Below are 13,564 nucleotides of genomic sequence, written 5' to 3'. Positions count from 1 at the left end.
GCCTAAATATTTTTAATTTTATAAGCTCCAGATATTATATCTTCCCACCATTGTCTATTATCTAAATACCATTGTATAGTTTGTGCTATACCAGTATCAAAATTATACTTAGGTTTCCATCCTAATTCATTTTCTAATTTATTAGGGTCTATAGCATATCTTAAATCATGACCTGGTCTATCAGTAACATAAGATATTAAGCTTTCAGCCTTATCTAATGTTTTAAGTATAGTCTTAACAACTTGTAAGTTTGTTCTTTCATTGTGTCCACCTACGTTATAAACTTCTCCAACTCTACCTTTGTGTATTATAAGGTCTATAGCTGAACAATGATCTTCAACATGTAACCAGTCTCTAACATTTTCTCCATTACCATATACCGGAAGGCTCTCATTATTTAATGCTCTAGATATCATTAAAGGTATTAACTTCTCAGGGAAGTGATATGGTCCATAGTTATTCGAACATCTAGATATTGTAGCAGGAAGTCCAAATGTTCTTTGATATGCATGTACTAAGAAATCTGCACTTGCCTTTGATGCTGAATATGGTGAACTTGGATTTAATGGAGTTTCTTCTGTGAAGAACAAATTCGGTCTATCAAGTGGTAAATCTCCATAAACTTCATCCGTTGATACTTGGTGATATCTCTCAACCCCAAATTCTTTAGATGCATCTAATAATACTTGAGTTCCTATAACATTTGTTTGAACAAATATCCCTGGGTCCTCAACTGATCTATCAACATGAGATTCAGCTGCAAAATTAACTACTATATCAAACTTTTCATTTTTGAATAACTCAAATACAAATTCTCTATCTGCTATATCACCTTTTACAAACTTATAATTTGGTTTATCTTCAACAGGCTTTAATGTTTCTAAATTCCCAGCATAAGTTAATGCATCCAAGTTTACTATCATATATTCTGGATATTTATTAACCATATAGTGAACAAAGTTTCCTCCAATGAAACCTGCTCCACCTGTAACTAATATCTTTTTCATATTATTACTCTCCTTTATATTCAAACGATAAGTCTAATTCTTTTAAAGTTTTCTGCTTTTTATCTTTTTCCGAAAGTAGTATTTCTTCTATTCCATCTAAAGGCCATTCTATTCCTACCTCTGAATCATTCCATAAAAGTCCACTATCATACTCTGGTGCATAATAATCCGTACACTTATAATTAAATACTGCTTCATCAGATACAACTAAAAAGCCATGTGCAAAACCTTCTGGAACATAAAATTGCTTTTTATTTTCTGCTGTAAGAAGTATACCTTCCCATTGTCCAAATGTTGGTGATCCTTTTCTTAAATCTACCGCAACATCATATACTGCACCTTGAGTTACTCTAACTAATTTTCCTTGTGTATGCTTTGTTTGGAAATGCATTCCTCTTAACACACCTTTTTTAGACTTTGACTCATTATCTTGAACAAATACCATATCTAATCCAGCTTCTACAAAGTCTTTTCTATTGTAACTTTCCATAAAGTATCCTCTATCATCTCCAAATACTTTAGGCTCTATTATATATAAATCTTTTATTTTGGTTTCTATAAAATTAAAGTTTCCCATATTTACACCTCTACTGTTACTGCAACTAATTTTTCAGTTTCTTCATCTTGTGTATTTTCCATTGATACTTTTACTAAATATTTTCCATATTCAGTTTTCATAAGTGGTTTTGCTAATTCTAATAATTGGCTTCTATCTATATATCCTTTTCTATAAGCTATTTCTTCTAAACATGCTATATATAGACCTTGTCTAGTTTGAACTGCTTCTACATAATTAGATGCATCTAATAATCCTCTATGAGTTCCAGTATCTAACCACGCCATTCCTCTTCCAAACAGTTCAACTTTTAGCTTACCTCTTCTTAGATATTCATTGTTAACAGCTGTTATTTCTAATTCTCCTCTTTCAGATGGCTGTACATTCTTAGCTATTTCTATTACATCATTATCGTAGAAGTATAATCCTGGTACTGCATAATTTGATTTTGGAATTTTTGGCTTTTCTTCTATTGATAGTACATTAAAATCTTTATCAAACTCTACTACTCCAAAAGCTTGAGGATCTACTACATGATATCCAAATATAGTAGCTTCATCTCTTTCTACTGCCTTTTGTAATCTTTCACTGAATCCATATCCATAGAATATGTTATCTCCAAGTACTAATGCTACTTTGTCATCTCCTATAAATTCTTCGCCAATTATAAATGCTTCTGCAAGTCCATTTGGATGTTCTTGAACAGCATACTCTATATTAAGACCTAAATTATTTCCATTTCCAAATAATTCTTCAAACATTTTTATATCTCTTGGTGTTGATATTATTAATATATCTTTTATCCCTGCTAACATTAATACTGACATTGGATAATATATCATTGGTTTATCATATATTGGTAATGATTGCTTCGACACTGATTTTGTTATTGGGTATAATCTAGTTCCAGATCCCCCTGCTAATATAATACCTTTCATATGTTACTCTCCCTCTGTTATAGCTACTTCTTGTAAACCTTCATTCTCTGTTAAATATTCAATCAAAGAATCTTCCCAGTTTCTAAATGAATTTAAATCAACTAACTTAAGCATAAAGTTATCTAAAACTGAGTATGCTGGTCTTGGTGCTGGTCTTTTAAATTCTTCACTACTTACTGGATTTACTTTTATATCTATATTTTTTATTTCAAATATTTTCTTGGCAAAATCGTACCAACTACATTGTCCTTCACATGTACCATGGTATGTTCCATAATGTTCTGTATGCATCAAATCTACTATAGCTTTTGCTAAGTCTACTGTACTTGTTGGACTTCCAAACTGATCATTTACTACATTAAGCTCTTTATTAGTTTCCGATAATTTAATCATAGTTCTTACGAAGTTATTTCCTTCGCCATATAACCATGCTGTTCTAACTATGAAATATTTTGAGCAGAACTCTTTAGTAAATTGTTCTCCCATCAACTTACTACTTCCATATATTGAATTTGGACAGGTTTTATCATCTTCTCTATATGGTCTATTTCCTTTTCCATCAAATACATAATCAGTTGATACTTGTACAAATTTAGCTCCTACTTTTTCACAAGCTATTGCTAAGTTTCTTGAACCTATTGCATTTATTTTATATGCATTTTCTATATCTGTTTCACATAAATCAACTGCTGTATGTGCTGCGCAGTTTATAATTACATCTGGTTTATGCGCTAATATAACTTCATTTACATTATCAATGTCAACAATATTTAATTCGTTTCTATCCGTAGGTATTATTTCATAAGACTTTTTTATTCCTAGTTGTTTTGTCAGTTCTAGTCCTAATTGTCCCTTACTGCCTGTTATCAATATTTTCATTTTTTAACCTCTTAACTATATATATTTAAATACTACGATGCATTTTCATCTCCAAATAAAACAAAAAATGTTTTAAATATCAATTTAATATCAAGTAATAAACTTCTTGTCCGTATATACTTAATGTCAAGGTCTACCCAACCATCAAAATCAATGCTATTTCTTCCACTTACTTGCCATATGCAAGTAAGACCCGGCTTTACCACAAGCCTTTGGATTTGGTATGGTGTATACTGTTGTACTTCATGGGGGATTGGTGGTCTAGGGCCAACTAGACTCATATCCCCTTTAAGTACGTTGAATAACTGCGGTAATTCATCTATACTTGTTTTTCTAATAAAGTTCCCTATTTTTGTTATTCTAGGGTCATATTTCATTTTAAATACTGGACCTGTTTGTTCATTTTGGTCCTTTAATGTTTCTAGTAGTTCTTCTGCGTTATGTACCATACTTCTAAACTTATACATCTTGAAAGTTTTTGGATACCGTCCATTTCTCTCTTGTGTAAAGAATATTTTGCCCTTTGGGTCTTCTAGCTTTATTAATATAGCTACTGCTAAAAATAATGGTGATAATAATATAATTCCAACTAAAGAACCAACAATGTCTATTATCCTTTTACTTACTATGTAAAACATTGAATTATTGGTTTCAATATGGTTTAAGTCAATAGCTACGGCTGATTCATCCACTTCATCTTCAAATATAACGTTTGCTTGCACTACTATCCCCCCATAATATTAAATTTTTATTTTATGCCATTGCTTTTTCTTTTTTATTCTTTTTCTTATTATTTCTTGACGCTCTGCCGCTTTTTTCTTCTTTGTAATAATAATCGTAATAATCATATCCTGAACTATTTGCTTCAAATTTGTTAAGTACTGTTCCTAGTATATTAGCTCCAACATTGTCTAATCTTTCTTTAGCTAGCTTTACCATTTCTACATCTGTTTCGTTAGCACCAACTACAAATACTGTCCCATCTGTATATGTTGATATTATTCCTGCATCTGTAACTAGTCCTATTGGTGGTGCATCTATAAATATGTAATCATAATGCTCTTTTAGACTTTCCACAAACTCTCTCATCTTTTTAGACGATAGCATTTCTGATGGGTTTGGTGGTACTTGACCACATGTTAGTACGTGTAAGTTCTTTGTATCTGTACAGTGTACACACTCTACAAATGTTTTATTATTAACAAGCACATCTGTAAGTCCATGTATGTTGCTTAGTCCAAACATTCTATGTACACTTGGATTTCTTAAGTCTCCATCTAACATTAGTACTTTTTTTTCTAGGTTTGCAAAGCTTGCTGCTAAGTTTGAGATTACTGTACTTTTACCTTCGTCTTTTCTACTACTTGTTACACTTATTATTTTTATTTCTTTATCTAAGTTTGCAAATTCTATGCTTGTTCTTATTCCTCTATATGCTTCTGCTATAGGAGATTTTGGTTTATTTATACTTATTACTTTATTCATTTGTTATCCCCCTATTTTGCTATTTTTTCATTTGGTATTACTCCTAATATTGGTAATCCTAGGTGTTTTTCTATATCTTGTGGTGTTTTTATTTTATTGTCTAAATATTCTATCAAAAACACAACAAATAGACCTATCATAACTCCAAGTACTGCTGCTATTGCAACGTTCATTATCTTATTGGGTTTAATAGGCTCATGTGGTACGATAGCTTTATCTATTACTTCTACACTATTTGCTTTTGTTATTCTTTTTGCTTCTTTTGTGAATACTTTTGGAATTTCATTTGCTATATCTCTAGCTTTTTGTTTGTTTGTGTCTTGTACACTTATACTTATTATTTGAGTGTCTTGGACTGGCAATATTGTTATCTTTTTTGATAGTTCTTCATATGTTAGGTCTAATTTCAAATTATCTATTACTGGTTTTAATACTGTTCTTGATTTTATTATTTCTCCATATGTTACTGCTAGCTTTTCTGTTACTATAACTTGATCTTGTGTTATCATTTGTGTTTGTTTGTCTTGGTCAGTATTTACTATTATCGTTGAATTTGCTTCATATACTGGTTTTAATACAAAGAAACTTACCCCTGCGCTAACAAACACTGCTACTACTGTTATAATTGCTATAATCCAAAATCTTTTTTTAATGATGCCAAAATACTCTCTTAAGTCGATTGTTTCCTCCATTTGCTTTCCTCCATATTATTTTATATTTACAATGCCTATTTTTTTAGGCACAAAAAAAGACTATATTTTCTGCCACTAAGAATATATAAAGTTATACTTTATATTCCTGTGTTTTACAGTAATTATAGCCGGTTGCACCACTAACTCCATATGTCCCAGGTGCCCAGATACGAGACATATTTCTCAGTTTCTATTTATTTGTTACCATTTATAGGTAAATAGTAACATTATATGTATTATTTTTATATATCTTCGACAAAACTAGTTCTTTTGTTACAAAACTAGTTTTTTTATCGCAAAATTAGTTCTTTTGTTACAAAACTAGCCTTTTTGTTACAAAACTAGTTCTTTTGCTACAAAACTAGCATTTCATTTTTAAAGCAATTTACTTATTTTCACTTATTTTATATGAATTTTATTGATTTTCACTTTATTTTCCAATAAAAAAATACTAATATGCTTCAACATATTAGTACTTTTTTTTAATATTTTTCTATTTCTTGCAGTAATTCTTTTACTAAGTCATTTCCTTTTATCTTTCTAACTATTTCACCTTTTTTAAACAGTAGTCCTTCGCCTTTTCCACCAGCTATTCCGATATCGGCTTCTCTTGCTTCTCCTGGTCCGTTTACTGCACATCCCATTATGGCTACTGTTATATCTTTTTCCATGTGGTTTATTTTTTCTTCTACTTCATTTACCACACTGATAAGGTCTATGTTACATCTTCCACATGTTGGGCAAGATATTACTTTTATTTTATCATTTAATAAATCTAAGCTTCTTAGTATTTCTTTTCCAACTATAATTTCTTCACAAGGATCTCCTGTTAGTGATATTCTAACTGTGTCCCCTATTCCTTTTAGAAGCATTGCTCCTACTCCGATTGAAGATTTTATTGTTCCTTTTTTTACACTTCCTGATTCTGTTATTCCTATGTGTAGTGGATAGTCTACTTTTTTAGCTATTAGTTCATAGGCTTCTATTGTTTTGTATATATCTGATGATTTAAGTGATATTACAATATTTCTAAAGTCTAGGTCTTCTAGTATTTTCACATGTCCTAGTGCACTTTCAACTAGTGCCTCAGCCGTTGCTGATCCATACTTTTCTAGTAGTTCTTTTTCTAATGAACCACCGTTTACGCCGATTCTTATCTTTAGGTTTTTTTGCTTACACTTTTCTACTACCATTTTAACTTTTTCTATGCTTCCAATGTTTCCTGGATTTATTCTAACTCCATCCACTCCTTGGTCTATTGCTTCTATTGCTAGTCTATGATCAAAGTGTATATCAGCTATTACTGGTATATTAGCTGCTCTTTTTATTTCACCTATTGCTTTTGCCGCTTCCATGTCTGGCACTGCTACTCTGACTATGTCACAGCCTACATTTTCTAATGCTTTTATCTGTGCTATTGTTGCAGCTGCATCTCTTGTATCAGTGTTTGTCATTGATTGTATGCTTATAGGGTTATTGCCACCTATTTTCACATTTCCAACACTTACTTCTCTACATTGTCTTCTTTTATAGATCATCTTATCACCTATTTTCTAACTTTTATTTTATCATATTTATTTTAATTAAACTATTTGTCAACTCAAATTAATTCAATATATTTTAAACTTAAATTTTAATTTAACATCTAAAATAGTTTAACTATATCTTTGTATGTTATAAATACCATGAAGCCCATTAGTAGTGCAAATCCTATCATATTTATTGTTGCTTCTTTGTTTGGGTCTATTTTTTTTCCGCCTCTTATAGCTTCTATTCCTAGCATAAATAATCTTCCACCGTCTAGCGCTGGTATTGGTAATAAGTTAAATATTCCTAAGCTTAAACTTATCATTGATGCTATGCTCATTAAGTTAGGTATCCCTGTTTTTGCTGCATCTGAAACCATTCCCACTACTCCTACTGGACCTGCTACTGCATTTCCTACTCCTCCAGGTACTGTTCCTGTTACTAGCTGACCAAAGAACGTTAATGTTTGCTTTGTTGCGCTTGTTATCGTTGTAACTGCACTAGTTATTGATTTGAAAAAGTTTTTTTCAAATTGCGTAGCTATTCCTATTACGTATTGACCTTGTTCATTTTTTTGTGGTTTTAAATTAAATTCTTTTGTTTCTTCATTTCTTTCAACTTTTATGTTTACTTCTTTACCATTTGATTTATGTAAGATTGTTATTACATCTTCCCATGATTTTGTTTCATTTCCATTTATGTTTATTATTTTATCTCCTGCTTGCATTCCTACTATTTGTGCTGGACTATTTGGTAGTACTTGCTTTAGTGTTGTACTTGGTGTTCCTGTGTATAAAAATACAGGTACTAGTAGTACTACTGCAAATATTATATTGAAAAATGGTCCTGCAAATAGTATACTTGCTCTTTGTAGTATAGTTTTAGCTCCAAATGATCTTGGATCTCTTGATTCTCCGTCTTCACCTTCCATACTTACATATCCACCAAGTGGTAATAATCTTACTGAGTACTTTGTTTCACCTTTTGTTGTGCTAAATATCTTAGGTCCCATTCCTATTGCAAATTCGTGAATCCTTACTCCTGCTTTTTTTGCAAATAAGAAGTGTCCTAGTTCATGTATAAATACTATCGCACTGAATAATAATAATGCTACTATTATAGTCAAAATTTCACACCTTCCTGTTAATTCAATTATTTGTTAACTTATATTTTTGTATCTTCTGTTATATTTTATGTACCTACTTTATGCAACTTAATACGTATTCTCTAGCCCATTTATCTATTTGCAGTATTTCTTCTAGATTTGGCTTTTCTATACTATTATGAGCTTCTAAAGTTTTTTCTATGTAATATGGTATGTCATAGAATCCAATTTTATCCTCTAAAAATTCATTTACTAGTACTTCGTTTGCACTATTTAATACTGCTGAGTATGTTCCGCCCATTTTTAATGTTTCATATGCTAATTTTAAACATGGGAAAGTTTCTAAGTCTGGTTGTTCAAATGTTAATGTTGCTATTTTTGCTAAGTCTAATCTTTCAAAGTCATTTTGTACTCGATTTGGGTATGATAGTGCATATTGTATAGGTAGTCTCATGTCAGGACATCCTAGTTGCGCCATTACTGAGCTATCTATAAATTGTACCATTGAGTGTATTATACTTTGTGGATGAACTACTACATCTATTTGATTGTGATTTACTCCAAATAGCCATTTTGCTTCTATGACTTCTAATCCTTTGTTCATTAGTGTGGATGAGTCTATGCTTATCTTTCTACCCATTGACCAGTTAGGATGCTTTAGTGCTTGGTTTTTAGTTACTTTTAGTAAATCTTCTTTATTTTTTCCTCTAAATGGACCACCTGATGCTGTTAGTATTATTTTTTCTATTTCTTTGTTTTTTTCTCCATTTAAGCATTGGAAGATTGCACTATGTTCACTATCTACTGGTAGTATAGCTACATTGTGCTTTTTAGCTTCACTCATAACTAAGTCTCCTGCACATACTAAGGTTTCTTTGTTAGCTAATGCTATGTCTTTTCCATTTCTTATAGCTGTTAATGTTGGTACTAGTCCTATCATTCCAACTATTGCTGTTAATAATACATCTATCTCATCAAGTGCAGATATTGCCTTTAGACCTTCCATCCCACTTAATACTTCTATACTAATATCACTTGGTATCATTGATTTTAGTTTTAATGCGCTAACTTCGTCATATACTGCTACGTATTTTGGTTTGAATTCTTTTATTTGTGTAAGTAGTAATTCTACGCTACTGTTAGCAGATATAGCTACTACTTCAAATTTATCGCTATGTTGTCTTACTACATCTAATGTTTGTTTCCCTATTGACCCTGTAGAACCCAGTATTGATATTCTTTTCATTTTATTTCCCTTTCTATAATTTTAATATTATCATCCTAACATTACACCACTAAATATTATACCACTAAATATTGTAAAATCATCCACAATTTTGATTTAAACACCCTTGGTAAATCCATATATTTTACAATATTGCATCTTTTATCTTTACTATGTAGTATAGCATTTATGTTTTCTTTCTTTCATCATGTTTAATATTATCTTTATTTCTTCTATATTCATTTTTAATATTATTATTGTGTAAGTTATCGCTCCTATTAGTATGCTTATTAGTAGTGCTGTGGTTTCGTTTAGGAAGCTTTTGTATAATATTTTTATTAGTTGGTTGTAAGATATGTTTGATATTATTCCCATAATTGTTGATGCTATTGTTGTTTTTACTAGTGTCTTTGTTATTATTTTTAAGCCGTAATCCCCTATTTTTGTTTTTAATTTTATGGAGAGTATTATCACTCTTGTTATTGATGCTATGCTTGCTGATAGTGCTAATCCCATATGTCCCATATATCTTATTAGTGTTAGGCTTAAAGTTATATTTATAAATATTGATATTATACTTGTTGTCATTGGTGTTTTTGTGTCTTTTTTAGAGTAAAATACTTTGTTTAGTATTATTGTTATATTTGTTCCTACCATTCCTATTGCATAGCATTTTAGTGCTTGTGAGGTTAATATTGTTGCTTGATTATCAAATGCTCCTCTTTCAAATATTAGTTTTACTATTGGTGTTGATAGTACTATTGCTCCTACTGATATTGGTACGATTATTATTAGTACTACGTTTATATATCTTTTTATTATATTTTTAAATTCTTCGTCATCATTGTTGCTAGCTAGTTTTGATAGTACTGGATACATTACTGATACTATTGTTGTTATAAATAATGATGTTACTAGTGTGTCTAGTTTACTTGCACTATTTAGTACTGTTATTATTCCATCTCCTAGGGTTGATGCTAAACTGCCATCTATTATGTTGTTTATTTCACCTGCGCCTACTCCTAGTATTACTGGTCCTAGTAAGTATATTATTTTTTTGATATTTTCATCCTTTATGTTTATATATGGTCTATATCTAAATCCTATTTTGTAAGCGCTTGGTAGTTGAAATATTATTTGGCTCATTGTGGCTATTAGTGTTCCTATTGCTAGTGTTTCTATATTTCCATTTTTACTTATTAATATTGATGCTATTAGTAGTATATTGTATGGAAGTATTGTTAGTGATGGTATGTTATATTTTTCATTTATTTGTAGCCAGCATGTTAGTATATTACTAACACCTATGAATATCATTGAAAATACCATTATTTTTGTAAATCTTACTGCTAACAACATTTTTTCTCCTGTAAAATCTATTGCAAATACTTTTATTAATGGTTTTGCGAATATGAATGCTATTATTGATATTATGATTCCTAGTATTAGTACTATGTTTAGCATGTTATTTATAAATTTTAAGGATTCTTCTTTTCCTTTATTTTTATCGACTTCACAAAATAATGGTATGAATGTTGTTGATAGTGCTGAGGCAATTATTGCAAATAGTGTTGCTGGTATTTTTGTGGATGTTATATATACATCTGATACCATACTGGCACCATATGTTGATACTAGTATTGCTTCTCTTACAAATCCAACTGCTTTTGATAGTATAACTATTAAAAATAGCATGGTTGTTGCTTTTATTAGTTTATTCATATATTGTCTCCAACTAATTTATATTTTGATTTTTGGTAGTAGCTTTCCTGTTCTAAAAAAATGATATAATCCTGATAAAACAAAATCTATTAAATCTTCATTTCCTTCCATTGGTAAGGTCATTCTTGGGATAAAGTACTGTTCATATTTTCCTTGAGAGACTTCATTTGTAAAAGCTAGGGCTCTTACAAATCCTTTTTCTTTTATTTTTTCTTTTACTGATTCAGATATGTCTTGTTTTCCTCCAAATGGGTAACAAAAGGTATCAGTGTTATATGTCCCTTGATCTAATAGTTCTCTACATTTTTGTATATCTTTTTCTAGCTGTTTTGGGGTTAGTTTAGATAATATATTATGTGATGATGAGTGTGCTCCTATTTTATGTCCTTTTAATTTCATTTGTTGCAGTTGTTCTTTTTTTATTGGTGTGAATCTTAGTTTATAAAATTCTTTTTCTATTTTTATATCTTCAAATTTATACATATTATTTAATAATTCATGTATTTGTTTTAATGGTATTCCTTCTTTTATTAGCTTATCTATTTTGTCATATTCATTTCTTCTACTTTGATTATCTGTTATTTCTAATTTTAGATTATATTTATCATTTGTATATATTCCTGGTTTTACATAATCTATCCAATATTGTACTTTATCTATTAGTAGCGTGTCTTGCTCTAATAAATTTGCGCTGTAAAAAAAATATCCTTTTAAGTTGTGTTTGTCTAATATTTTGCTCGCTATTGAGTATTGATTTAAATATCCATCATCAAAGGTTATTGTTACTTGGTTGTTATCATATATATTTAATCCAACTTGGCATCTTTTTTTTATTAGTTGTATTTGCTTTTCTAATTCACTTTCTTTCATTGAGAAGTCTAGGTTTATATTTTTATCAAAGTATTTGTCTGGTATTACATTGTGATAGGCTATAATTATTTTTCTGTTTTTATTTAACTTATAAAATAAATTCGTTATACCGCTGTATTTACTTATTTTAATTATTGATTTTTTTAATGTTTTTTTAATTTTTTTATTCATTTTATATTATCTCCATTATCTTTATGTTTAATATTTAGTTCAAAACTTTTTTATATTGTTTTTGAATTTTTAAAATCATTAGATTTTGTTGGATTTTTCTTAAGGTTGGCATAAGTATTATATATATCCTAAGTTTATATAGGATTATAGCTAACTTTGTTTTCTTGTTTATATGTGCGTTTGTAATTAATTGATTCAATGATGGCTCATATATATTATATTTATATTCTTTTAGTTTTTTGTAAAAATCTTTATTATTTTTATTAATTTCATTAAAAATTGTTAATATGTAATTAAAACCATCTATTTTAAAGGCCTCCACTATTTCTTTTTCTATTTTTAGTTGATTTGTATTTATATGTTTCAATGTACTTTCTATAGATTTTATAAAATCTTCTAATAATTTTTTATTTTTGTTGTTTGTTATCGATTTTGGTCTTTGTATGTAGTTATAAAATGGTTTATTTATAAATGTTATTTTTTTACTATGATATATTATTTTAAATATTGGGTAGTAATCCTCTATATATACATTTGGTACGAATTGAAGATTATTATTTTTGATATATTCGGTTTTGAACATTTTATCACAAGCATATGCTTTTAACTCTGTTGATATTATTTTTGGTGCTATTTCTTTACCGTTATATATTTTTTCTTCGTCTATATTTTTTAATAACTTGAGACATTGTTTATTATTTAGATTTTCATATATTTGCCTGTGTGCAAATATAACTATTTCACTATCTGTAATTATTGCTTTTTCATATATTTCTTTTATAGAATCTTCTTCTATATAATCGTCACTATCTAAAAACATGGTATATTTTCCCCTTGCTTTTTTTATCCCTTCATTTCTAGCTACTGCTAATCCCTTATTTTGTTGATTTATATATATTATATTGTTGTATTTTTTTAAATAGCTTTGTATTATATTATGGCTATTATCTGTTGATCCATCATTTATTATTATTACTTCTAATTTGATATGTTTTTGATTAAGTACACTATCTATACATTTATTTAAGTAATTCGCTACGTTATATACTGGGATTATTATACTTACTTGAATATCCATTATTCCTCCTTTTTATATTTTCAATGTTTTTTTTAGATTTATAAGCTCTGGCATAAGTAAATTATATATTTTAAGTTCCCATAATATTTTATCTATTTTTGATAATTTACTTAATTGTTTGCATTTATATATTTTAAATATGTTTATCTTATATATTTTATATTTTTCTTTTTTTAATTCTTTATATATTTTATAACTTTTTTTATAATATCTATTTAGTAAGTTTATTACAGTTCTAAATGCATTATATTTAAATGTAATTATGTCATCCGATTTAAAATATTTTTCTTGATCTATATATTTTATAAT

14 protein-coding genes and 1 riboswitch are annotated in these 13,564 nt (G+C 29.0%); all 14 genes read right to left on the bottom strand.

Annotated features, from left to right (window positions below; all coding sequences use genetic code 11):
• Positions 1 to 2: 2 nt before the first annotated feature.
• On the bottom strand, positions 3 to 1,007 hold the full coding sequence (gene rfbB / locus AC11VW_RS00445) for a dTDP-glucose 4,6-dehydratase (protein WP_484299423.1): 1,005 nt from the start codon (positions 1,005 to 1,007) through the stop codon (positions 3 to 5).
• 4 nt (positions 1,008 to 1,011) lie between these two features.
• Entirely contained in the window at positions 1,012 to 1,584 is a 573-nt protein-coding gene (gene rfbC, locus AC11VW_RS00440) for a dTDP-4-dehydrorhamnose 3,5-epimerase (RefSeq protein WP_484299422.1), read from the bottom strand.
• Positions 1,585 to 1,586: 2 nt separating this feature from the next.
• A complete protein-coding gene (gene rfbA, locus AC11VW_RS00435; protein WP_484299421.1) occupies positions 1,587 to 2,501 on the bottom strand; it encodes a glucose-1-phosphate thymidylyltransferase RfbA in 915 nt (304 codons plus the stop codon).
• Positions 2,502 to 2,504: 3 nt separating this feature from the next.
• A complete protein-coding gene (gene rfbD, locus AC11VW_RS00430; RefSeq protein WP_484299420.1) occupies positions 2,505 to 3,380 on the bottom strand; it encodes a dTDP-4-dehydrorhamnose reductase in 876 nt (291 codons plus the stop codon).
• 32 nt (positions 3,381 to 3,412) lie between these two features.
• Positions 3,413 to 4,102 carry a sugar transferase gene (locus AC11VW_RS00425; protein ID WP_484299419.1) on the bottom strand — a complete coding sequence of 230 codons (690 nt, stop codon included), beginning with the start codon at positions 4,100 to 4,102 and terminating at the stop codon, positions 3,413 to 3,415.
• A 31-nt stretch (positions 4,103 to 4,133) separates the two neighbouring features.
• A complete protein-coding gene (locus AC11VW_RS00420) occupies positions 4,134 to 4,865 on the bottom strand; it encodes a CpsD/CapB family tyrosine-protein kinase (RefSeq protein WP_484299418.1) in 732 nt (243 codons plus the stop codon).
• A gap of 11 nt (positions 4,866 to 4,876) precedes the next feature.
• Positions 4,877 to 5,557, bottom strand: a complete 681-nt coding sequence (locus tag AC11VW_RS00415; RefSeq protein WP_484299417.1) for a YveK family protein — start codon at positions 5,555 to 5,557, stop codon at positions 4,877 to 4,879.
• Between the two features lie 119 nt (positions 5,558 to 5,676).
• A riboswitch (cyclic di-GMP riboswitch) is annotated at positions 5,677 to 5,758 on the bottom strand.
• Positions 5,759 to 6,039: 281 nt separating this feature from the next.
• A complete protein-coding gene (ispG, locus tag AC11VW_RS00410; protein ID WP_484299416.1) occupies positions 6,040 to 7,095 on the bottom strand; it encodes a flavodoxin-dependent (E)-4-hydroxy-3-methylbut-2-enyl-diphosphate synthase in 1,056 nt (351 codons plus the stop codon).
• Between the two features lie 107 nt (positions 7,096 to 7,202).
• A complete protein-coding gene (rseP, locus tag AC11VW_RS00405; RefSeq protein WP_484299415.1) occupies positions 7,203 to 8,210 on the bottom strand; it encodes an RIP metalloprotease RseP in 1,008 nt (335 codons plus the stop codon).
• A gap of 73 nt (positions 8,211 to 8,283) precedes the next feature.
• Positions 8,284 to 9,435, bottom strand: a complete 1,152-nt coding sequence (locus AC11VW_RS00400; protein WP_484299414.1) for a 1-deoxy-D-xylulose-5-phosphate reductoisomerase — start codon at positions 9,433 to 9,435, stop codon at positions 8,284 to 8,286.
• Between the two features lie 150 nt (positions 9,436 to 9,585).
• A complete protein-coding gene (gene murJ, locus AC11VW_RS00395; protein ID WP_484299413.1) occupies positions 9,586 to 11,136 on the bottom strand; it encodes a murein biosynthesis integral membrane protein MurJ in 1,551 nt (516 codons plus the stop codon).
• 18 nt (positions 11,137 to 11,154) lie between these two features.
• Positions 11,155 to 12,177, bottom strand: coding sequence for a polysaccharide deacetylase family protein (locus tag AC11VW_RS00390; RefSeq protein WP_484299412.1), 1,023 nt, complete (start codon positions 12,175 to 12,177; stop codon positions 11,155 to 11,157).
• Positions 12,178 to 12,211: 34 nt separating this feature from the next.
• Positions 12,212 to 13,255: a glycosyltransferase family 2 protein gene (locus tag AC11VW_RS00385; protein ID WP_484299411.1), complete on the bottom strand. Its 1,044-nt coding sequence runs from the start codon at positions 13,253 to 13,255 to the stop codon at positions 12,212 to 12,214.
• A 12-nt stretch (positions 13,256 to 13,267) separates the two neighbouring features.
• On the bottom strand, positions 13,268 to 13,564 hold a 297-nt coding region (locus tag AC11VW_RS00380; RefSeq protein ID WP_484299410.1), incomplete at its 5' end, for a hypothetical protein.

The organism is Romboutsia sp., from assembly GCF_056995035.1.
Note: the sequence above shows the minus strand (reverse complement) of the source record. Positions and strands in the feature narration are given on the sequence as shown.